The following is a 20,750-nucleotide window of genomic DNA, read 5'->3' as shown; positions in this document are numbered from 1 at the left end:
CCGTCCAACCCGGCTTTGTTGTAGCATTCCGGGCACTGCGGCGGACATGGAGTGCACAAGATGGGCAGGATTCGAGTTCGCAAGGCCGATGACGATGGCCGCTCGCCGGGCCACGCCCCGGAGACCGAGGCGACGCTTCTTGGCATCGGCAACGACGACGGGTTCGTCTCGGGCTGCGGCCTCGGCGAGCACTGCCGTGGCGGCCTCCAGGCGCAGCCGCACGCCCGGAGGGACCAAGCGCACGGGCGAGGCGCCTGACCCGCATGGACAAGCGCAGCCTCTCGGAGCGTGACATCGGCACCAAGTTCATCACGCCGGCACTGCGCGATGCCGGCTGGGACGAGATGTCGCAAATCCGCGAGGAGGTGGGCTTCACCAAGGGCCGGATCGTCGTCCGCGGCAAGCTGGTCACGCGCGGACAGGCCAAGCGGGCCGGCTACATCCTCTACTACAGACCCAACCTCGGGCTACGCGGCTGCCTGCACCCCCGGTTCTCAGTTGAGCTTCTTCAGCAGCGCCTCGAGCGTCGCACGTTCGTTCGCGTCGAGCTCATCGAGCTTCAGACCACGCAGGCGATCCTCGGGTGGCAGACCGCGCAGGCGTTCCTCGGGGGGCGTCTGCTCGAGGATGGCGCGCCGCTCTTCCGGGGTGAGGTGGGTGATGACCTCGCGGTGGGTCTCGCGGATGAACTCTTCGATCGTGTCGCTCATGTTCGGCAGCTCCAGGCGATAGGCCAGGTAGAGGCGGTAGAGCAGTTCGCCGGCCGGCGCGCTGCGGGCCTGGTAATGGGTCAGGCCGTGGCGCAGGCGGTCGAGTTGCAGGCTGAATAGTTCCCAAGGGGCATTGCGCGGATGCTCGGCGACCTCGCCGAGGACGATGAGGCGGATCGTGCGCGCCCCCCACTGGAGATCATAGCCCCCCGGCCAAGCCGTCGGTTGCACGGCGCCAGGTGGCAGCGCGCCGACGAGCTTGCGCGGGGTGCGGGTCGCCACGGCGTAGAGCTGAAAGGCCGGCTCCGGCAGCAGCCGTTCGCGGGCGGGGGCAGCTAGCAGCTTGCGGTCGTTGACGTAGTGACCGATCAACTCATCGAGTGCCCAGGCGTCGAGCGGCTCGTGGTGGGATTTGTAGGTGCACATCGTGGGCGCGCAAGCCTTCGAGGCCATCGGGCAGGTCGAGGGCCGTGGCGTCCGGTGGCGGGGGATCGCGCCGCGCGATGATGACGGCATCCAGCCGCTGGCTCTTCAGGGCCAGTTCCTTTTCCAGCTCGACGCGCCAGGGCGTGCCGGTGAAGCGGTCGGCGAGTGCGATGCCGAAGAGGCGGTGCCATTGCAGGAGATCCGGGGACATGGCGAAGGTCTTCGGGCAGCCGACGGGCTTGCTGGTCGATATCGGTCACCGCCCGAAGATCGAGCAGCGACGGCCCGTCAATCCGTGTCTTTCGCATGCTTCGCGTATCCCGGTTTCAGCCCCTGGTTCGCGCAGGAACCCTCAGGTACCTGGACGCACCGGGGCTGGGGTCCGTCAAAGGGCCTGGCGGACCTCGCGGGCGAAACGCTCGAGCTTGAGGGTATCGGCGGCGAATTGGCGGATGCCGTCGGCGAGCTTCTCGGTGGCCATCGCGTCCTCGTTGAGGCCCCAGCGGAAGGCCTTCTCGTCGAAGGCGACGCGCTCGATGGCCATCGTCTTGGCCCGCTGGGGGTCGAGCTTGCGCGGCACCTCCTCATCGCTCGCGGCGAGCTCGGCGAGCAGGGTCGGGGCGATCGTCAGGTAATCGCAGCCGGCCAACTCCAGGATCTCCTCGCTGTTGCGGAAGCTCGCCCCCATGACCAGGGTCGAGTAGCCGAAACGCTTGTAGTAGTTGAAGATGCGGGTCACCGAGCGAACGCCCGGGTCCTCGTCGGCCGGATAGCCGGCGACCTGCTCGGCATCCTTGTACCAGTCGAGGATCCGCCCGACGAAGGGCGAGATCAGGGTCACGCCGGCATCGGCGCAGGCGACGGCCTGCGGGAAGCTGAACAGGAGCGTCAGGTTGCAGTGCAACCCCTCCCGCTCCAGGCGCTCGGCGGCGCGGATGCCCTCCCAGGTCGAGGCAACCTTGAATAGCACCCGCTCCGGCCCGATCCCGGCCTCGGAATAGAGCGCCATCAGGTTCGCGGCGCGGCGGATCGTCCCCTCGGTGTCGAACGACAGGCGGGCATCGATCTCGGTCGAGACCCGCCCGGGCACGATCTTCAGGATCTCGACGCCGAAGTTCACGGCCAGCTTGTCCATCGTCAGCAGCGTCTGCTCGCGGGCGTCCCCAGCGCGGCGCTGGCCATAGAGCACGGCCTCCTCGACCAGTTCGCCGTACTGCGGCATCTGCGCCGCCTTGTAGAGCAGCGAGGGGTTGGTCGTCGCATCCTGCGGACGGTACTCGGCGATCGCCGCGAAGTCGCCGGTATCGGCGACCACCGTCGTCATGGTCTTGAGCTGATCGAGTCGCGACATGGCTGGACACCTCTTCGATAGCACGGATCGAGAATCGCAACGATGGGGGCGCGGGTTGTGCACCGCACCGAGCGAAGGGCCATAATCAGGGCCAGACGATAGCAGGGCGACATGACGATCCTGGACAGTCACGCCGCGCGCCCCGCTGAACCCTGCGGCGCCCGTCGTGAACGCGGGCGACCGTCATCGAAACCTCATCGCCGTGTCATGAAACCGAAAGGGATGTCAGGCAGCCTTGCGCGCGGCGACCACGACCGCCGGGACTGGACGACAGCGGACGGGATCGCAGTGCGGTCGGCGCCACCGCACCAGGGCTTTCGGCCTTTCTGCACGAAAAGGCCATCATTCAGCAGTCACTTAGAGAACGCGCACCCTGACGGCCGACATCGGATCACCCCACGCGGGCCTGACAGCCCCTACCCTTATGTCCGACGCGATTAGAGACTACCTGGTTCCGAACGGCGCCGACCTGGCAGGCGTCCTCGCCGACCTGCACCGCCATCAGCCGCTCGCCGAGGGTCCGTGGCTGAGCCGCGAACAGCGCTTCTTCGACAGCTTCGATTGGCGCCTCTACCGGGCTGGCGCGACCCTCGCGCTGTGCCTCGACACCGAGGGTGCGCGCCTCCTGTGGCAGGACCTCGACGGGGAGGGGCCGCCGCTCGCCCAGGGGCTCGGTCCGCCGTGGCAGGGCGCGCCGGGCCTGGCCGCCGACCTGCCGGCCGGACCGGTGGCCGAACGCCTCGCCCCCGCCCTCGGGGTCCGTCGGCTGCTGCCGACGATCACGATCCTCGGCCGCGAGCAGACCCTCTACGTCGCCGGCGACGGCGGCCGGCCCCTCGTGCGCCTGCTGGTCGTCGTCGGCGAATTCCGCGAGCCGACCCGCGGGCGAAGCGGTCCGCTGGCGGCTCGACTGCGCCTGGAGGGGCTGCCGGGGCACGCGGCCGAGGCCGACGCGCTGGCCGCCGTCCTGCACAAGGACCTGGCGCTGCAGCGGGCGCGCACGTCGCCGTTCACCGAGGCCCTGGCCGCGGCTGGGCGACGCCCCGGCGACTACTCGACCAAGCTCGACTTCCGCCTCGACCCCGAGGCGCGCGCCGATGAGAGCGCCAAGGCGATCCTGCGCGACCTACTCGCCACGATCGAGGCCAACATCGAGGGCGCCAAGACCCACCTGGACCCGGAGTTCCTGCACGATCTGCGCGTCGCGACCCGCCGCACCCGCTCGGCGCTCGGCCAGATCCGGGGCGTCTTCCCGCCGGAGCGGGTCGCGCACGGCAAGGCCCGCTTCGCCTGGCTCCAGCAGGCAACCGGCGAGGCCCGCGACCTGGACGTCTACCGCCTGGCCCTGGGCGACTACCTCGCGGCCCTACCGCCGGCGCTACGCCCTCACCTGGCACCGCTCGAAGACCACCTGATCGCCCGCCATCGCGAGGCCCAGCGTCGACTCACCGAGGCCCTCGAATCGGCCGAGTTCCACACGCTGATCGACGACTGGCGGGCCTTCCTCGCCGCGCCCGCAACGACCCACGACGCACCGGTCAACGCCGCCCGGCCGATCAAGGCCGAGGCCGACGCGAGCCTCTGGCGCCTCTACCGACGGGTACGCGACGAAGGCCGGGCGATCGGACCGGACTCTCCGCCCGCGGACCTGCACGAGTTGCGCAAGAGTGCCAAGAAGCTGCGCTATCTGATGGAGTTCTTCCGCCGCCTCTACCCGAAGGACGAGATCGCCCCCCTGATCAAGCTGACCAAGGCCCTGCTCGACAATCTCGGGCTCTTCCAGGACTTGGCGGTGCAGGGGCGATTCCTGCGCGAGGCGGCCCGACGGATGGCCGCCGACGGGGAGGCGGACACGGATACGCTGCTCGCGATGGGCGCCCTGATCGGCAGCCTGCTCCAGCGCGGGCAAGGGGCGCGCGAGGCCTTCGGCGAGACCTTCGCCCGCTTCGACACGGCAGGCCACCGGGCGACCTTCCGGCGGCTGTTCAAGCCCGCAGGCTGAGGCCGGGGCGCCGACCGACGGGGCCTGTCAGCTCAGGACATGGGTCAGCTTATCGTCGATGCGCCCGGCGATGGTGTGGCGCATCAGCGAGAGCGGCAGCCCGAGACGGATGTCCAGCGTCACCGCGTCCTCGCCGACGTCGATGCTGCCCGAGGCCCCCGGGCGCCTGAACGCGAGCCGATTGCCCTGCCATTGGCAGACGACGTGGAATTCGCGCTCCAGACGCTCGGCGACCTGCGCGATGCGGACTCGCGCCTCCTCGACGCCGAGGCAGTGGCGGCGAGTGAAATGGATGCGGGACATGCGGTTATCTCGGCTCGTCGACGTCTTCGTAGGCCTCGGGCACGAAGCGGGGGGTGCAGATGGCGTAGAAGACCAGGTCCTCGTCGCCCAGGCTGGCGATGCGCTGGGGACAACCCGCCGGAATATAGACCAGATCGCCGGGCTGGACCAAGGTCGGGACATGGCCGCCGACCTCGACCTGACCGCAGCCCGAGACGATCAGATAGCGCTCCTCGATGCCGTGCAGACGATGCAGCCGCGTCGTCTGGCGCGCCGGCACCCGCGCCCGAGCGATCGAGACGGCCTCGTCCTCGGGCCGGTTCCAGGTCTCCAGGATGGCGCAGCCCTCGTCGGTGAAGAACTCCAGCGATTCGTCCGGGTGGTGGATGCGCGGGGGTTTCGTCGTCATTCGGCTCTCCCGGTGGCGAGGCGGTAGGCGGCGGAGCGTCGGTCGCCGCCGCGCGGCCGCGGCTTGGCGCGGCGGTTGATGCGATCCTCGATCGCCTGACAGAAGGTCTCGTCGCCGAGCACCCAGGCCTTGTTCGTCGCGTCGTGGATCCGCGCGAGCTGCGCCTCGGCGAGGGGCTCGGCCCATTGGGCAGCGTAAGCGGCCTGGCGCGCCCGCCGACTGCGCCCGAGACGCAGGTAGGCCGGATGGGGCGTGATCAGCCCGTCGTCGCCGCCGCCGGCATTGGCGGCATGGCTCGACCAGCGGTAGGCCGCCGGATCGTCGACGAGGCTGGCGCGCACCGGGTTGTCCTCGATCGCGCGGCAGCAGGCGAGCAGCCACTGCTGGGGATCGAGCAGGGTGGCCCGATAGCGGCCCTCCCAGAGGGTGCCCGCCCGCTCGTAACGCCGGTTGAAATAGCGGGCATGCTCACGACCGACATACTGCATCATCCTGCCGACACCGTCCTCGCCGCTCGGCGTGAGCAGCAGGTGATAGTGATCGGGCATCAGCACATAGGCATGCACCGCACACTCGTGCCTGGCGGCGGCCACCGTCAGCAGCTCCCACAGATGGCGGGCATCGTCCTCGTCGAGAAGGATGCGCCGGCGGTCGTTGCCCCGCTGGATGACGTGCTGGGGGTAGCCGGGGAGTGCGAAACGCGGTAGGCGTGCCATGGCAGGGGGCGGTTCCGTCGATTCGGGTCTGATTGCGAAGTATAGACGAGCCCATCGCCACCCCGCTGGCCCGGACCGGTCGCGAGCCGCCCCGCAAGCCGCCGCTCGGGCCGATTCTGCTACACTCTCGCGCCATCGCCTCGCGGCCCGACGCCGCCCGAACAGGGCGGCGTCGGGCCGCCGACCAACCCTTGCCCGTCGCGACCAACTTGCCCCAAGCCGCATCGAGCCCGACAGACCCCATCGGCGTATTCGACTCAGGCGTCGGCGGCCTGTCGGTCCTGCATGAGATCCGCCGCGCGCTGCCGCACGAGGACCTGCTCTACGTCGCCGACTCGCGCTATGCTCCCTACGGCGAGCGCAGCCGCGAGGAGATCGTCGCGCGGGCGACCCTCGTCACCGAGCGCCTCATCGCCCACGGCGCCAAGGCGATCGTCGTCGCCTGCAACACCGCGACTGGCGCCGCCGTGTGCGAGCTGCGCGCCCGCCACACCCTGCCGATCATCGCGATGGAACCGGCCGTGAAGCCGGCCGCTGCCCACACCCGGACCGGCGTCGTCGGCGTCCTCGCGACCAGCCAGACCCTGGCCAGCCACAGCTTCGTCCAGCTGCTCGGGCGCTTGGGCGGCGAGGTCGAAGTCCTGGTCCAACCCTGCCCCGGGCTCGTCGAGCAGGTCGAGCACGGCGAGCTGCGCAGCGACCGGACCCGGACCCTGCTGGCGGCCTACCTGGGGCCGCTGCTCGCCCGACGGGCCGACACCATCGTGCTCGGCTGCACCCACTACCCCCACCTGCGACCGCTGATCCAGGATCTGGTCGGACCGGCCGTGACCGTGCTCGACTCCGGGGCGGCCGTCGCCCGCCAGGTCCACCGCCGCCTCGCCGAGCAGGCCCTGCTGCGCCCACCCGCCGGGCGACCCGGCGGCGAACGCTTCTGGACCAGCGGCGACCCGGCGCGGGTCGCCGCCGTCGTCGCCGAGCTCTGGCCGACGGCCGTCATCATCGAGCCGCTGCCGATGGCGCAGACCGCCCTGAGCGACACCGGCTGAGCCAGTCCCTGGATCCCGAATCGCTGCCCGCATCCCCGCCCCGGCGGGACCGCCGGGGCGGGCATCGTCCGCTCGCGTATCATACAAATGTATGGTATATAGCTTCCGAAGAGGGTCAACGCCGCCTGCGCTGGCAGGGCGATCGGGGCGGGAACCTCTTGGCGGGCGCCGCGTTGCCGGCCGTCGGGTTACGCCCCGAGGGGCTAACCCGACCTACGGCCCCAGCGATACCGGCACGGCCCGTAGGTCGGGTTAGGTGCGCCCGCACGGCGGTCGCTGAGACGCACCAAGCTTGCGCGCGCCGTAACCCGACTGCGGCCTCGGTGGGCGCCGCGTCGCCGGCCGTCGGGTTACGCCCCCGAGGGGCTAACCCGACCTACGGCCCCGGCGATACCGGCACGGCCCGCAGGTCGGGTTAGGTGCGCCCGCACGGCGGTCGCTGAGACGCACCAAGCTTGCGCGCGCCGTAACCCGACTGCGGCCTCGGTGGGCGCCGCGTTGCCGGCCGTCGGGTTACGCCCCGAGGGGCTAACCCGACCTACGGCCCTACGGCCCCGGCGATGCCGGCACGGCCCGTAGGTCGGGTTAGGCGCGCTGGCACGGCGGTTGGGTGAAACAAAGGATTGCGCGCGCCGTAACCCGACATCGGCGGGAATCGTACCGCTCATTTTTGAATCGTTGTTAAAGGGAGGCAGGGCACCATGGGTCGCACACCGGCGGGACAGACGCGCGAGCGGGTCTTCCAGTTCGTGCGCGACCGCCTCCTGGCCGGCCAGCCGCCGACGGTGCGCGAGGTCCAGGAGGCCTTCGGCTTCCGCTCGGTGCAGAGCGCGCGCGAGCACCTGGAGGCCCTCGTGGCTGCCGGGCGGCTCGTCAAGCAGCCGGGCAAGGCGCGCGGCTATCGGCTCGCCAACCCGTCCGAGGCGCCCGGCGGCACGGCACGCGCGGCCGCCCCGCCGCGGCTGATCCCGCTGCTCGGGCGCGTCGCGGCCGGCAGCTTCGCCCTGGCGGTCGAGGACCTCGAGGGCCATCTCCCGGTCCAGGCCGCGCGCGCCGGCGACGAGAGCGAACTGTTCGGCCTGCGCGTGCACGGCGAGAGCATGCGTGACGCCGGCATCCTGCCCGGCGACATCGTCATCGTCCGCCGCCAGCCAAGCGCCGATGACGGGGCGATCGTCGTCGCCCTGGTCGGCGAGGAGGCGACGATCAAGCGCCTGCACCGCCGCGGCGGGCGCATCGAGCTCCACCCGGCGAACCCCGACTACCAGGTGCTGCGACCGGACCCGGCCGAGCTCCAGGTGCTGGGGCGGGTCATCGAAGTCCGGCGCTACCTGGATTGAACCCAACAACGGCAATGGCGCTTTCAGGTTGAAGGGCGGCGCCCACGGCCGCCGGACTCCATCCCCGTCTATCCCCCCATCTATCCCCTCGGCGAACCCGCATGTCCACGACCCTTGCCCCCTCCCCGCTCGCCGCCTGCCCGGACCTGCGCCGCGGGGCCGAGCGCCTCGCCGTCCCGCCGGCCTGGGGTCTGCCCGCCCTCGCCGGGCGGCTCGTCGAGCTCTCGGGCGAGGCGGCGAGCGCGACCCTGACCTTCGCCACCGGCCTCGTCGCCGAGGCCCAGCGGCAGGGCGAACCGGCGGCCTGGATCGGGCCGCGCGAGACCAGCTTCTACCCGCCCGACGTCGCGGCGGCCGGCGTCGACCTCGCGGCCCTGGTCGTCGTCTGGGCCGAACGGCCGCGCACGGCGGCCCAGGCGGCCGATCTGTTGCTGCGCTGCGGGGCCTTCGGTCTGGTCATCCTCGATCTCGGTCGCACCACGGGCCTGCCGCTCGCCGGGCAGACGCGCCTCGCCGCGCTCGCGAAGCGACATGCGACGGCCCTGGTCTGCCTGACCCACAAGGGGGCACAGCAGCCATCGCTCGGCTCGCTGGTCTCGCTGCGCGCCGAGGCGGTGCGAGTCGGGCGGCGCGGGCGGCGGTTCCGCTGCGAGGCCCGGGTCCTCAAAGACAAGCGCCACGGGCCGGGCTGGACCCACGCGGAGCTCTGCGATGGACCGGATGGCCTGTGTTGACCTGCCGGCCTTCCCGCTCCAGCTCCTGCGGCAGCGGCATCCGGATTGGCGCGAGCACCCGGTCGCCGTCGTCGACCGGGACCGCCCCCAGGGCCGCCTCCTCTGGATCGACGAGCGCGCCCAGCGCCTCGGCATCCGTACCGGCATGCGCTTCGCGACGGCCCTGGCCCTGAGCCCCGAGCTGCGCGCCGCCGAGGTCTCGCCGGCGCAGATCGCCCGGGCCGTCGCCGCGATCGCCCGACGGCTGGGCGACTACAGCCCGCGCGTCGAGCCGGCCACCGCCGAACCCGGCACCTTCTGGCTCGATGCCGCCGGCCTCGTGGGCCTCTACCCGTCGCTGCGGGCCTGGGCCGAGGCGATCGCCGGCGACCTCGCGGCGCACGGCTTGCACGCCACCCTCGTCGTCGGCTTTCGCCGTTTCGCCACCTATGCCCTCGCCAAGGCCGGGCGCAGCGTCGTCTGCCTCGCCGACCCGGATGTCGAACAGGCCGCGCTGCGGGCCGTCCCCCTCGAACGCCTGGCGATCGAGCCACAGGTGCGCGACGCCCTGGCTCGGCTCGGCGTGTCGACCCTCGGCCGGCTCCTGGAGCTGCCTGCCGAGGGCCTGGGTCGACGCTACGGCCCAGGCGCCCTCGAGCTGCACCGGCTGGCCTCGGGTGACCTGACCCTGCCGTTGCAGCCGCAGCGCCCGGTCCCGTCGCCGACCAGGCGCCTGATCCTCGATGAGGCCGAGACCGACGCCGAGCGCCTGGTCCGCCTGATCGAACGGCTGCTGACGCCGCTGCTCGCCGAGCTCGCCGGGCGCGGCCAGGTCCTCGAGGAGCTGCACCTGCTGCTGCGCTTCGAGCGCCTGGGCCGGCATCGCGAACGGCTGCGACCGGCCGCGCCGACCGGCGATGTCCCCCAGCTCATCGAGCTCGTCCGCCTGCGGCTCGCGCAGGCCCGGCTGCCCGATGGCGTCACGGAGCTGTGGCTGGCGGCCCGCCCGACGATGCCCGAGCCGCGCCAGCCGGAGCTCCTCGACGGGCGCCCGCACCGCGACCTGGAGGCCGCCGACCGGGCCCTGGCGCGCGTGCGGGCGGCACTCGGCGAGCAGGCGGTCGTGCGCGCCCGGCTGGGCGCCGGCCACCTGCCCGAGAACGGCTTCGACTGGGAGCCCCTGCCCCAACTCGCGCCGGCCCGCCCGCCGGGGCACCGCCAGCCCCGCTTGGTGCGCCGCCTCTACCGCCGCCCGCTCCCGCTGTCCCCGCCTAGGATCGCCGGCCGCGACGACGACCGGCGGCCCGACGCGATGACCCGCGCCGTCGGTCCCTATCTCATCGCCGGCGGCTGGTGGGTGCGCCCGGTGCAGCGCGCCTACTACTTCTTCGAGACCCGCGACGGCGCCCTCCTCTGGGTCTTCTACGACCGGCTGCGGCGCCGCTGGCGCCTGCATGGTCGGGTCGAATGAGCCGGAAGCAGCCCCTCTGCCTGCAGGAATCCCGCCCGGCAGACGGGTCTGAATTGCCCGAACCGTCGCCGATCACCACAGTAAGGATTCCTTACTTTCGGAGAGTCAGCCATGCTTGCCAAGCTTACCGCGAAGAACCAGCTCACCCTGCCCAAGGCCGTGACCGAGGCCGTCGGGGCCAGCGATTATTTCGAGGTCGAGGTGCGCAATGGACAGATCATCCTGACCCCGGTGCGCATCCAGCGTGCCAACGCCGTACGCGCCAAGCTCGCCGAGCTCGATCTCTCAGCACAGGACATCGACGAGGCCGTGGCCTGGGCGCGACGGACGACCGACGCATGACCTCCCCCTCGAGCCGGCCACCCCGCGTGGTACTCGATACCAATCTGGTGCTCGCCGCGCTCGTCTTCGGCGGCGGCGTCCCAGGCGCGTTCCGCACCGCCTGGCAGCAGGACCGCTTCCAGCCCCTGATCGCCAGACCAACCCTCGCTGAACTGCTCCGCGTCCTGGCCTATCCGAAATTTCGGCTCGCACCCGCCGAGCAACGAGAACTCCTGGCCGACTACCTCCCTTGGTGCGAAACGGTCCAGATTCCCGTGCCGTCCCCAGCCACACCCACCTGCCGGGGCCCATTCGACAAGCCCTTTCTCGAGCTGGCCGTCGCCGGCAAGGCCGGGTTTCTGGTCACCGGCGACCAGGATCTCCTGGCGCTCGCGGCCGAATTTCCGCTGCCAATCGTCACGCCGAATCGATTTCTGGCAGACCTCGCCCCGCCAGCCTGAAGCAATCAGACCATCGGCCTACCATGACCCCCCTCTGGTGCAAGAGCAACTTCTCGTTCCTCGAGGGGGCGAGCCATCCGCGGGAACTCGTCGAGACCTGCGCGGCGCTCGGCCTGCCGGGCCTGGCACTGACCGATCGCGACGGGGTCTACGGGCTGGTCGAGGCCCATCTGAAGGCGCGCGAGGTCGGCGTGCAGCTGATCGCCGGTGCCGAGGTCACGATCGACGACGGCTCGACGCTGATCCTGCTCGCCGAGCACCGCGCCAGCTACGCGAACCTCTGCCGGCTGCTGACGCTCGGCCATGGCCGCTGCGACAAGGGCGAGAGCCGGGTCGGCTGGCGCGAGGTCTGCGAGCACGCCGCCGGCCTGATCGCGCTCTGGGGCGGCGAGCGCGCCCTGCTCGCCGGCGAGGCCGAGCCCTTCTTCGTCGCCCATCCGCTGCGCGAGGCCTTCGGCGACCGCCTCTACGCCCTCGCCGCCCGCCATCGCCGCGCCGACGAGCCGGCCCGCGAGGCGCGGCTGCGCCAACGCGCCGCCCGCTACCGGCTGCCGGTCGTCGCCGCCAGCGAGGTCCTCTACCACCGGGCGTCGCGGCGCGCGCTGCAGGACGTGCTGACCTGCCTGCGCCAGCGCGTGCCGCTCGCCGAGGCCGGGCGGCGCCTACGGCCGAACGCCGAGCATGCCCTCAGGACGTCCGAGTCCTTCGCCCGGCTCTTCGCCGACGACCCCGGCGCCGTCGCCCGTACCGCCGAGATCGCCGCGCGCTGCCGCTTCGATCTCGCCGAACTGCGCTACCGCTACCCCTGCGAGACCCTGCCGGACGGCACGACCTCGTCGCAACGGCTGCGTCGACTGACCTTCGAAGGCGCCCAGACGCGCTACGGCGGCGCGCCACCCGCCGAGGTCGCGCAGCAACTCGCGAGGGAGCTCGGCCTGATCGAGGAGCTGGAGTACGGCGGCTATTTCCTGACGATGTGGGAGATCGTCCAGTTCTGCCGCCGCGCGCAGATCCTCTGCCAGGGGCGCGGCTCGGCGGCCAACTCGGCGGTCTGCTACTGCCTCGGCATCACCGCCGTCGACCCGGTGCGCATGGGGCTCCTGTTCGAGCGCTTCCTGTCGCGCGAGCGCGCCGAGCCGCCGGACATCGACCTCGACATCGAGCATGCCCGGCGCGAGGAGGTCATCCAGCACGTCTTCGCGAAATACGGTCGCAGCCACGCGGCGATGGTCGCCAACGTCGTCCGCTACCGGCCGCGCTCGGCGGTGCGCGACGTTGGCCGGGTACTCGGCGTGCCGCAGACGGCGCTCGATCGCCTCGCCAAGCAGGCGCCGCATCAGGGCGCGGCCGTCACCGAGGCGCAGCTCCGCGAGGCCGGCCTCGACCCCCAGGCACCGCTGCACCGGCACCTGGCCTATCTCGCCACCGAGGTGCTCGACTTCCCGCGCCACCTCTCGATCCACCCCGGCGGCTTCCTGCTCGGCCACGAGCCGGTCGCGACCCTGGTGCCGATCGAGAAGGGCGCGATGCCGGGGCGCACCGTCATCCAGTGGGACAAGGACAGCCTGGAGGCGTTGGGTCTGTTCAAGGTCGACCTGCTCGGCCTCGGGGCACTGCACCAGCTCCACCTCGGCCTCGACCTGCTGCGCGCCCACTATGGCCTGGCACTCGGCCTGGCCGACATCCCGCCGGAGGATCCCGCGACCTTCGCGATGATCCGCGCGGCCGACACCATCGGCACCTTCCAGATCGAGAGCCGCGCCCAGATGGCGATGCTGCCGCGCCTGAAGCCCCGCTGCTACTACGACCTGGTCATCGAGGTCAGCCTGGTGCGCCCCGGGCCCATCACCGGCGGCATGGTGCATCCATACCTGCGCCGCCGCGCCGGCGAGGAGCCGGTCGTCTATCCGCACCCGAGCCTGGAGCCGGTGCTCGCCAAGACCCTCGGCGTGCCCCTGTTCCAGGAGCAGGTCATCCGCCTGGCGATGGTCGCCGCCGACTACAGCCCCGGCGAGGCCGACCAGCTGCGCCGCGACATGGCCGCCTGGCGGCAGAGCGGGCGCATCGAGCGCCACCGCGAGCGGCTGATCGGGCGCATGACGGCCAAGGGCATCGCCCCTGCCTTCGCCGAGCAGGTCTTCGAGCAGATCCGCGGCTTCGGCGAGTACGGCTTCCCCGAGAGCCACGCCGCGAGCTTCGCCCTGATCGCCTATGCCACCGCCTGGCTGAAGTGCCACTACCCGGACGTCTTCGCCTGCGCCCTGCTCAATGCCCAGCCGATGGGCTTCTATGCGCCCTCGACCATCATCGAGGACGCCAAGCGCCACGGCCTCGCCGTGCGGCCGATCGACGTGGTCACGAGCGACTGGGACTGCACGCTCGAGCCGAGCGAGGGCGGCGCGCCGCCGCACGCGCTGCGGATGGGGGGTCGCTACATCAAGGGGATCGGACGGGCCGACTGGACGCGCCTCGCCGAGGCACGGGCCGCCCGGCCCTTCGCCTCGATCGATGACCTGGCGCGGCGCACCGGCCTCGGCGCCGGCCTGCTGGAGCGGCTCGCCGAGGCCGGGGCCCTACGCTCGCTGGAGGGCGACCGGCGGGCCGCCCTCTGGCAGGCCGCCCTCCGGCAGCCCACCGGCGCCGTCCGCGAAGACCGACCGGCGTTCGAACTCACCCCGCGCGAGCCACCGGTCGTCTTCGCCGCCCTCGATGCGAGCGAGACGATCCGCTGGGACCACCGCACGAGCGCCCACAGCACCCTCGCCCACCCGCTCGCGCCACTGCGCACGCAGCTGCGGTCGCGCGGCCTCCCCGACAGCGCCGAGGTCCGGGCGATGCGCGACGGCCGACGCACCCGCTACGCTGGGCTGGTGATCTGCCGCCAGTGCCCGGCCACCGCCTCGGGCGTCCTCTTCATGACGCTGGAGGACGAGCACGGCCTGGTCAATGTCGTCGTCTGGCAGCGGGTCCTCGAACGCCATGGGCGGCTGATCCGCGGCCGGAACTTCCTCGGTCTGAGCGGTCGCATCCAACGCCGCGATGGCATCGTGCACCTGATCGCCGAGTCCGTCTGGGATCCGCGGGGGCTGATCGCGAGCCGACCCGCGGCGACCCTCAGTCGCGATTTCCACTGAGAGGCCGCACATCGGCCCCGCGCCCGAGACCTGGCAGAACCGCCGCGGCTCGCCGGGCGATGCCGATCGCGGGCGCTTACGCCCTGGGTTCGGACAGCGAGCGATGACGACCCACCAGATCGACCAGATGGGCCACCAGGGACAGGACGAGCGGCAACGCGATCCAGATCCAGGACAGGTCGGCGATCGCCGCCCGCAGCGCCAGCATCAGCATGGCCCCGGAGGTCAACGTCGGCGCGACGGCGGCCAAGGTCAGGCCGCGCCCCGTGCGGCGTCGGTAGAACCAGACCAGCAACGCCTCGACGACGACCATGATGAGGATCAGGTCGATGATTCGGCCACTCGCGAACAGTTCCGCCATGGGACCCTCCAATCTTGGCGCAGACGCCGGTTGAGGAATGCGATACCTGGTCATCTGGGGGCACTGAGTCGAACTTCGCCCCCTGGGGGCCGCCCGACCGAAGCGTCCGACGCACGATCGGCGGACATCCTCACCCGCCACGGCGGATCCGTTCCGACCAGCCGGCCGGGTCAGGTGCGCCGTAACCCGACAGCGGCCTCCGCAGGCGCCGCCTTGCCGGCCGTCGGGTCATGCGCCACGGGGCTCACCCGACCGACGGCCCCGGCGAACATCGGCACGCCCCGTAGCCCCGTAGGTCGGGTTAGGCGCGCTGGCACGGCGGTCCTGACAAAACAAAGGATTGCGCGCGCCGTAACCCGACAGGGGCCTCGGCAGGCGCCGTCTTGCCGGCCGTCGGGCTACGCCCCAGGGGCTCACCCGACCTCGGCCTAGGGCCAAGTCCGATAGGTGGCCAGGCGTCCATCGCCGGCACGCCAGCCGTCGGCCGGAACCCCGACAGGGGCGACTCCAATGACCGAGAGGGGGTCGCCATCGGCGATCGCCTGGCCCAAGCGGGTATCGGCTGCCGCCAGTCGCTTGATCCCCGCGATCAAGTCATCGCTGGCGCGGTGGAGTTCGCGCAACGAGCGGTCTTTGCCCCGCGTATCGAGCAGGTCGGTGCTGCGCAACAACCGCTCGGCGGCCGCCTGCGCCCGCGCTTGGCTGTGACCGATCTCCCGAAACGCCTGCCTCCCGCCATAGCGCCGGGCGGCGGGCCCCTCGTACCAGCGCTGGAAGGGACTGCCCCCGGGTTCGAGGCAGGGGGGCCAAGAAGAGCCCGGCTGCGCGTTGGACTCGACGACCGAGTGCAGCCAGAAGAGATGATTCTGAACAGCGACCATGAGCGCGATCTCCTCATGCTGCGTCCCCTCGTCGAGGTCGCCCCAGCCATTCTGCCCGGACCAGCGCGCGAGCCACTCGGGCAGCGCCGAGGCCGGCATGGGCCGGGCGATGCCGCACCCCTGGGCCGAGCGACAGCCGAGCCAGGTCAGCAGTGCCGCATGCGCCAAGGTCTCGACGCCTTCGGCGATCACCGAGCGATCGAACGCACGCGACAGCTGCACCACGCTTCGCACGATGTCCATCGCGCACGGGTCATCGAGCATGTCGCCGACGAAGCTCTTGTCGATCTTGAGTACGTCGAGCGGCAGGAGGCGGAAGTAGGCGAGCGACGAATAGCCAGTGCCGAAATCATCGAGGGCGACGCGCACGCCGAGCGCCTGCGAGTCGGCCAACGCGCGCTGCGCCTGTTCGAAGTCGCTGAGCGCGGCCGTCTCGAGGATCTCGAGGGCCAGATCCCCGACCCCCACACCCGGGTGCGCAGCGATCAGATCCCCGAGACGGCGCGTGAAATCGGGCCGCAGCAGGTGGTAGGCGCCGATGTTGACGCTGACCCGCAGACGCCGTCCCGCGCGTCTCCACTGCTCGCATTGGCGCATCGCGTTGCGCAGCACCCATTCGCCCACTGCGACCTCGAGCTCGGTGCCTTCGCTGTCGGGCAGAAAATCCCCAGGTTCCAACAGGCCGGCGTCCGGATGCTGCCATCGCAACAGGGCCTCGACGCCGAGGACCTTGCGGCTGATCAGATCGACTTGCGGCTGGAAGTGGAGCCTGAGTTCATCCTCGCGCACGGCGCGCCAGAGCTCATCGACCCTCAGCCGGCGCACCCTGAGCAGGCGATCCTGTTCCGCATCGTAGAGATGATAGGCGTCCCCGCCGGTCTCCTTGGCCCGGTACATGGCCTGGTCGGCGTGACGCAACAGGCCATCCGGGTCGGGGACATCGGGCGGGCAGAGCGTCACGCCGATGCTCGCGGAGACGCGGTGATCGGCGTCCATCACCCTGATCGGCTCGCGCACCCTGGCGAGGATGCGGTCGAGCAGGCCGAAGCAGTCCTCGGGCCGCGCGAGCCCGGTCAGGAGCAGCACGAATTCGTCCCCGCCGAGGCGCGCGATCGTATCGCCTTCCCGCAGCGTCTGCCGCAGCGCCTTGGTCATGCGGACCAGGAACTCATCGCCGACGGCGTGCCCATAGCGGTCGTTGAGCGGCTTGAATCCGTCGAGATCCAGGTAGCAGACGGCCAAGGCGGAACCATCGCGATGGGTGCCCGCGATGGCCTGATCGAGGCGCTCCGTCAGCAGCCGCCGGTTCGCGGCCCCCGTCAGGTGGTCATAGTTGGCGATGTGATTGAGCTGTGCCTCGTGCGCCTTGGCCTCGGTGATGTCGGCGAAGACGCCGATATGGTTGTGCAGCCGACCGGCCGGATCGCGGACGGTCGAGATGGAGAGCATCTCCGGAAAGACCTCGCCATTCTTGCGCCGGTTCCAGATCTCGCCATGCCAGAATCCGTCGTCTTCGAGGGCCTGCCACATGGCCGAGTAGAAGGCCTTGTCGTGGCGACCGGAGGCGAGGAATTTGGGGTCGCGCCCGACGGCCTCCTCCTTGGTGTAGCCCGTGACCGCAGTGAAGCTCGGGTTGACGTCGAGGATGCGATTGTTGCGGTCGGTGATGATGATGCCCTCGATGCTGTGGGCGAAGACGTTCGCCGCCAGCCGCAGCTGCGTCTGCGCGCGCTGCTGCTCGGTGATGTCCTGCATGGATCCGAAGAGCCTGACGACGCGCCCGTCGTCACGGCGCTCCGGATAGCCTCGGGCGAGACAGACGCGCCGCGTCCCATCGGGTCGGATCGCTTGCAGCTCGAGCTCGTAGGCCGTCCCAGTATCGACTGCGGCGGCCACCGCTCGATCGATCCGCTCCCTGTCTTCCGGAGGAAACAGGGACGCCTGCTCCGCATAGGTCGGCGCGCCGGAACCGGCATCGAGGCGGAAGAGCCGGAAGAGCTCATCGGACCAGGTGACGGTGCCGGACTCGAGGTCCCATTCCCAGCTGCCGATGCGCGAGATGCGCTCGGTACGGGCCAACATGTCTTGCAGATGCCGTCGCTGCCCCTCGGCGCGTTTGCGCTCGGTGATGTCGCGGCCGGTGACGACCGAGCCGACGATCTGGCCGGTGGCGTCGCGAATCGGCGCCAGATTGTAGCTGCCGACCCAGGACTCGTTCGTGTCCTTGCGCCGCAGACGATACTCCTGATCCACGGCCGTCTCGCCTGCCAGCGCGCGCGGGATGGCCCATTGCGACAGGGGTGCCAAGGATCCGTCGGGCAGGGAGACTTCGAGTATGTCCGGATAGGCGTCGAGACGCTCGGCGCATTCCTGCACGCTGGCGAACCGATGGAAGGTCGCGAAGGCCTCGTTGACGTGAACCAGGTTGCCAGCCGCATCGCTGATGAAGACCGCGTCGCTCATCGCGGCCAGCGCCGACTCCAGCTTCGCGCGCATCGCCTGCGCCTCGGATTCGGCCTGCTTGCGGCCGGTGATGTCCTGGCACACCCCGAAGACCTTGGTCGCCCCGTCCAGCGTGCGCACGATCCAGCCATCCGTCTGGACATGGATGACCGCGCCGTCCTTGCGGATGAGACGGTATTCGTTCGAGTCCAGCGTCTCGGCCCCGGAGGCGATCGCCTCACGGAGCCATTGCATCACGCGCGCCCCGTCTTCGGGGTGATGGATGGCGGCGTTCACCGTAGCGAGGTCGATCGCCTCGCCGGGGGCGTATCCGAGCAGCCGGTACATCCCGTCGGACCAAGACACGCGCCCGGTCGCGACGTCCCATTCGAAGTCGCCCATCCGGGCGATGTACTGGGCCTGCAGCAGCTTCTGCCGGCTCTCGCGCAGATCGTCTTCCGCCTGCCTGCGCTCGGTCACGTCTCGGATGTAGCCGTGCCAGAGGACGCTCCCATCGGCTTGCCGCTCCGGCGAGGACTCCCCCTCGACCCAGATCGTCCGCCCGTCGGGCAACCGCGCGCGGTACTGCTCATGCCAGGTCGCGAGTGCCTTCATCGATTCCCCGATCGATGCCGTCACCCGCGCCAGATCCGCCGGGTGGATCGCACTGAACACCGGCGTCGCATCCTCGACGACCTCGCCCGGCGTGACGCCATAGATGGCCTCGATGCCCCGGCTGGCATAGGGAAAGGCGGCGCGCCCATCAGGCCATTGGCGATACTGGTAGATGACCCCGGGGATGTGCGCCGCGAGCTTCTCGATGCGCTCGTGCAGCTCCTCTCGCTCGGTGACATCCTCGCCGGCCGACAAGGTCCCGATGATCTGGCCCGCGTCATCGCGCAGCAGGCTGTTGCGCCAGGAGATCCGTCGTTCGCGACCATCACGGGTGCGAATCGAGGTCTGGTAGGGCAGCGAACCTTCGCCGTCGGCCCCGAGTGCCGCCTGATGGGCGGCGCGCGCCGTGCTCGGCGACAGTCCGCTCGGCGTGCTGACCTCGAACCAGTCCTTGCCGCGAAGCTCTTCGGCCGTGTGGCCCAGCGTCTGGCACCCCTTGCGGTTGATCAACTCGATGCGGCCATCGAGGTCGAGCGCCAGGATGAAGGCCTCGACGGTCTCGAGGATCGCGTGGATGCGGTCCCTTTCCCGCCGCAACGCCTCTCTCGCCTCGTGCTGCGGCCCGATGTCGCGCCCGATGCCTAAGATGCCGATCAGGCGCCCATCGGCATCGTGCATCGGCGTCTTGATCGTCTCGAGACGCTCTCGATGGCCATCGGCGGCGAAGGTGATGGTCTCCTCGTTGCTCGTCGGGCCGCCCGCCGACAGTGCATTCAGATCGTGCTGACGAAAGAGCGCGGCCTGCTCGGACGAGACGAAATCGTGATCGGTGCGACCCTTGATCCGCGCCTCGGTCGCGCCGAAGAAGCGCTCGAACCGCGGATTGCAGGCCAAATAGACCCCGTCCGGGTCCTTCAGCCAGACGAGGTCCGGAATGGCCTGGATCAAGGTCGCGAGAAAGCCGCGCTCGCGGGCCAGGGCGTCGCTGACCCTCTTGCGCTCGGTGGAATCCTGCATCGTCCCGCGCAATAGGGCGATCTCGCCCGAGCGCTCACGCACCGCCTCCCCGCGAACCGTCGCCCAGCGGCGGCTGTCGTCGGGGCGGATGACCTCGGCGTCGCACTCGAAGGCTTGGCCGTCGGCACGGGCCGCGTCCAGCGCGGCGGACAGGCGCGCCCAGCTGTCGGCAGTGAAGTAGCCGCTGACCTCCGGTGAGCGAGCCGGCGGCGAGGTCGGGTCTCGCCCGAGGAGGGCAACGATCTCCTTGGACCAGTGATGCGTATCCGCGCGCAGGTCCCACTCCCAGTAGCCGAGTCGCGCGATGCGCTGCGCCTCGTCGAGACGCGCCCGACTCTCGCGCAAGGCCAGCGCGGCGTCGATGCGCTGCTCCTGCATGCGCAGCAGCAGCCCGAGGAGCACCCCGAGCGAGGGCAGGACGACGAGAAACGGCAGTGCCACCTGGCTCAGCACCTGGGCGCGCGCGACCGCGGGCAGCACGGCCGTCCAGGCCATCGCCAGGACGTGAACAACCAGGCCGAGGGCGGCCAGGGTCCGGATGTCGATCTCGACCTTGCCGCGCTGGCGCAGCCGATGGAAGGCGGCGCCGAGGACGGCGGCGGTGACGATCGTCCCGACCCCCATCGCGGCACCGGCACCACCGAGCCAGCTGCGGTAGCCGGCTGCGATCAGGGCCGCGACCGCACCGGCGGCCGGACCACCGAACAGCCCGGCCATGGAGACGATCACGGTGCGCGCATCGAAGAAGACGCCCGGCAGCAAGGTCACCGGGTAGATCATGCCCACCACCGCGGTGGCACCGAACAGCGCCCCGCTCAGAAGCCGGGTGGTCAGCCGCCCGCGGGGCAGCCGCTCGACGAACAGGCTGTGCGCGAACACCAACGCGAGCAAGAAGGAGGCGTTCTGAATCAGCCCGCCAAGGATGGTCATGCCGTCGTGCCTCGGTTCTCGTCACTGCGCAACCGCCGGGGAGGCTCCATTCTATGCCGAGAACGGTGTAGCGGCTCGGTTGCGCGGTACGTCCCTACGGCGGACCCGTTCCGATCGGT

At 70.8% G+C, this 20,750-nt stretch carries 17 protein-coding genes and 1 pseudogene; 10 read left to right on the top strand and 8 right to left on the bottom strand.

Annotation, left to right across the window (positions count from 1 at the left end; translation table 11 throughout):
• The first annotated feature begins 60 nt into the window (after nt 1–60).
• Both CKO41_RS03010 and CKO41_RS19085 read left to right on the top strand, forming a co-directional pair.
• Entirely contained in the window at nt 61–258 is a 198-nt protein-coding gene (locus CKO41_RS03010) for a hypothetical protein (protein ID WP_200381222.1), read from the top strand.
• Between the two features lie 5 nt (nt 259–263).
• Nucleotides 264–470: pseudogene (locus tag CKO41_RS19085) on the top strand (hypothetical protein); the annotation flags it as partial.
• A gap of 24 nt (nt 471–494) precedes the next feature.
• Here the strand turns inward: CKO41_RS19085 and CKO41_RS03005 are convergent.
• The 3 genes from CKO41_RS03005 to tal form a co-directional block, all read right to left on the bottom strand.
• On the bottom strand, nt 495–1,136 hold the full coding sequence (locus CKO41_RS03005) for a magnesium transporter (RefSeq protein WP_200381221.1): 642 nt from the start codon (nt 1,134–1,136) through the stop codon (nt 495–497).
• The gene (locus CKO41_RS03000) at nt 1,084–1,347 is read right to left on the bottom strand and encodes a hypothetical protein (RefSeq protein WP_200381220.1); all 264 of its coding nucleotides are present in this window, start codon (nt 1,345–1,347) and stop codon (nt 1,084–1,086) included. The genes CKO41_RS03005 and CKO41_RS03000 overlap by 53 nt, the downstream gene beginning before the upstream one ends.
• A 174-nt stretch (nt 1,348–1,521) precedes the next feature.
• Nucleotides 1,522–2,487 (bottom strand): transaldolase, encoded by a 966-nt coding sequence (gene tal / locus CKO41_RS02995; protein ID WP_200253201.1) that lies wholly within the window; start codon nt 2,485–2,487, stop codon nt 1,522–1,524.
• A gap of 424 nt (nt 2,488–2,911) precedes the next feature.
• Here tal and CKO41_RS02990 point away from each other — a divergent pair, with 424 nt between their 5' ends.
• A complete protein-coding gene (locus CKO41_RS02990) occupies nt 2,912–4,489 on the top strand; it encodes a CYTH and CHAD domain-containing protein (protein WP_200381219.1) in 1,578 nt (525 codons plus the stop codon).
• Nucleotides 4,490–4,516: 27 nt separating this feature from the next.
• Here the strand turns inward: CKO41_RS02990 and CKO41_RS02985 are convergent, their stop codons facing one another.
• From CKO41_RS02985 to CKO41_RS02975, 3 genes are read right to left on the bottom strand one after another with little or no spacing between them, the layout of a single operon-like run.
• Nucleotides 4,517–4,792: a polyhydroxyalkanoic acid system family protein gene (locus CKO41_RS02985; protein WP_200249978.1), complete on the bottom strand. Its 276-nt coding sequence runs from the start codon at nt 4,790–4,792 to the stop codon at nt 4,517–4,519.
• 4 nt (nt 4,793–4,796) lie between these two features.
• The gene (locus CKO41_RS02980; RefSeq protein WP_200249979.1) at nt 4,797–5,180 is read right to left on the bottom strand and encodes a cupin domain-containing protein; all 384 of its coding nucleotides are present in this window, start codon (nt 5,178–5,180) and stop codon (nt 4,797–4,799) included.
• On the bottom strand, nt 5,177–5,896 hold the full coding sequence (locus tag CKO41_RS02975) for a transposase (RefSeq protein WP_200381218.1): 720 nt from the start codon (nt 5,894–5,896) through the stop codon (nt 5,177–5,179). The genes CKO41_RS02980 and CKO41_RS02975 overlap by 4 nt, the downstream gene beginning before the upstream one ends.
• 209 nt (nt 5,897–6,105) lie before the next feature.
• On the opposite strand from CKO41_RS02975, the gene murI reads away from it, so the two are divergent.
• The 7 genes from murI (at nt 6,106) to CKO41_RS02940 (ending at nt 14,385) form a co-directional block, all read left to right on the top strand.
• Nucleotides 6,106–6,945 (top strand): glutamate racemase, encoded by an 840-nt coding sequence (gene murI / locus CKO41_RS02970; RefSeq protein ID WP_200381217.1) that lies wholly within the window; start codon nt 6,106–6,108, stop codon nt 6,943–6,945.
• Nucleotides 6,946–7,646: 701 nt separating this feature from the next.
• A complete protein-coding gene (lexA, locus tag CKO41_RS02965) occupies nt 7,647–8,285 on the top strand; it encodes a transcriptional repressor LexA (protein WP_200249983.1) in 639 nt (212 codons plus the stop codon).
• 101 nt (nt 8,286–8,386) lie between these two features.
• Entirely contained in the window at nt 8,387–9,019 is a 633-nt protein-coding gene (locus CKO41_RS02960) for a P-loop NTPase family protein (RefSeq protein WP_200381216.1), read from the top strand.
• Nucleotides 8,997–10,469 (top strand): DNA polymerase Y family protein, encoded by a 1,473-nt coding sequence (locus CKO41_RS02955; protein WP_200381215.1) that lies wholly within the window; start codon nt 8,997–8,999, stop codon nt 10,467–10,469. The genes CKO41_RS02960 and CKO41_RS02955 overlap by 23 nt, the downstream gene beginning before the upstream one ends.
• A 111-nt stretch (nt 10,470–10,580) precedes the next feature.
• Nucleotides 10,581–10,811 carry an AbrB/MazE/SpoVT family DNA-binding domain-containing protein gene (locus CKO41_RS02950; RefSeq protein ID WP_200381214.1) on the top strand — a complete coding sequence of 77 codons (231 nt, stop codon included), beginning with the start codon at nt 10,581–10,583 and terminating at the stop codon, nt 10,809–10,811.
• The gene (locus CKO41_RS02945; protein ID WP_200381213.1) at nt 10,808–11,251 is read left to right on the top strand and encodes a putative toxin-antitoxin system toxin component, PIN family; all 444 of its coding nucleotides are present in this window, start codon (nt 10,808–10,810) and stop codon (nt 11,249–11,251) included. Before CKO41_RS02950 ends, CKO41_RS02945 begins: the two co-directional genes overlap by 4 nt.
• 23 nt (nt 11,252–11,274) lie before the next feature.
• Complete coding sequence (locus CKO41_RS02940; RefSeq protein WP_200381212.1) at nt 11,275–14,385, top strand: error-prone DNA polymerase; 3,111 nt, start codon at nt 11,275–11,277, stop codon at nt 14,383–14,385.
• A 76-nt stretch (nt 14,386–14,461) separates the two neighbouring features.
• Here the strand turns inward: CKO41_RS02940 and CKO41_RS02935 are convergent, their stop codons facing one another.
• Nucleotides 14,462–14,746 carry a hypothetical protein gene (locus CKO41_RS02935; protein WP_200251278.1) on the bottom strand — a complete coding sequence of 95 codons (285 nt, stop codon included), beginning with the start codon at nt 14,744–14,746 and terminating at the stop codon, nt 14,462–14,464.
• Nucleotides 14,747–15,174: 428 nt separating this feature from the next.
• Nucleotides 15,175–20,631 (bottom strand): PAS domain S-box protein, encoded by a 5,457-nt coding sequence (locus CKO41_RS02930; protein ID WP_200381211.1) that lies wholly within the window; start codon nt 20,629–20,631, stop codon nt 15,175–15,177.
• Nucleotides 20,632–20,750 lie beyond the last annotated feature (119 nt).

The organism is Thiococcus pfennigii (assembly GCF_016583835.1).
GTDB lineage: Bacteria > Pseudomonadota > Gammaproteobacteria > Chromatiales > Chromatiaceae > Thiococcus > Thiococcus pfennigii.
This window is presented reverse-complemented; position numbering and strand designations above follow the sequence as displayed.

What these genes read in the sequence shown, in the direction of transcription:
- tal (WP_200253201.1), bottom strand. Translation starts at nt 2,487, where the DNA reads ATGTCGCGACTCGATCAGCTCAAGACCATGACGACGGTGGTCGCCGAT.
- CKO41_RS02960 (WP_200381216.1), top strand. Translation starts at nt 8,387, where the DNA reads ATGTCCACGACCCTTGCCCCCTCCCCGCTCGCCGCCTGCCCGGACCTG.
- CKO41_RS02955 (WP_200381215.1), top strand. Translation starts at nt 8,997, where the DNA reads ATGGACCGGATGGCCTGTGTTGACCTGCCGGCCTTCCCGCTCCAGCTC.
- CKO41_RS03005 (WP_200381221.1), bottom strand. Translation starts at nt 1,136, where the DNA reads ATGTGCACCTACAAATCCCACCACGAGCCGCTCGACGCCTGGGCACTC.
- CKO41_RS02980 (WP_200249979.1), bottom strand. Translation starts at nt 5,180, where the DNA reads ATGACGACGAAACCCCCGCGCATCCACCACCCGGACGAATCGCTGGAG.
- lexA (WP_200249983.1), top strand. Translation starts at nt 7,647, where the DNA reads ATGGGTCGCACACCGGCGGGACAGACGCGCGAGCGGGTCTTCCAGTTC.
- CKO41_RS02990 (WP_200381219.1), top strand. Translation starts at nt 2,912, where the DNA reads ATGTCCGACGCGATTAGAGACTACCTGGTTCCGAACGGCGCCGACCTG.
- CKO41_RS02985 (WP_200249978.1), bottom strand. Translation starts at nt 4,792, where the DNA reads ATGTCCCGCATCCATTTCACTCGCCGCCACTGCCTCGGCGTCGAGGAG.
- CKO41_RS03010 (WP_200381222.1), top strand. Translation starts at nt 61, where the DNA reads ATGGGCAGGATTCGAGTTCGCAAGGCCGATGACGATGGCCGCTCGCCG.
- CKO41_RS03000 (WP_200381220.1), bottom strand. Translation starts at nt 1,347, where the DNA reads ATGTCCCCGGATCTCCTGCAATGGCACCGCCTCTTCGGCATCGCACTC.
- CKO41_RS02935 (WP_200251278.1), bottom strand. Translation starts at nt 14,746, where the DNA reads ATGGCGGAACTGTTCGCGAGTGGCCGAATCATCGACCTGATCCTCATC.
- CKO41_RS02950 (WP_200381214.1), top strand. Translation starts at nt 10,581, where the DNA reads ATGCTTGCCAAGCTTACCGCGAAGAACCAGCTCACCCTGCCCAAGGCC.
- CKO41_RS02940 (WP_200381212.1), top strand. Translation starts at nt 11,275, where the DNA reads ATGACCCCCCTCTGGTGCAAGAGCAACTTCTCGTTCCTCGAGGGGGCG.
- CKO41_RS02930 (WP_200381211.1), bottom strand. Translation starts at nt 20,631, where the DNA reads ATGACCATCCTTGGCGGGCTGATTCAGAACGCCTCCTTCTTGCTCGCG.
- CKO41_RS02945 (WP_200381213.1), top strand. Translation starts at nt 10,808, where the DNA reads ATGACCTCCCCCTCGAGCCGGCCACCCCGCGTGGTACTCGATACCAAT.
- CKO41_RS02975 (WP_200381218.1), bottom strand. Translation starts at nt 5,896, where the DNA reads ATGGCACGCCTACCGCGTTTCGCACTCCCCGGCTACCCCCAGCACGTC.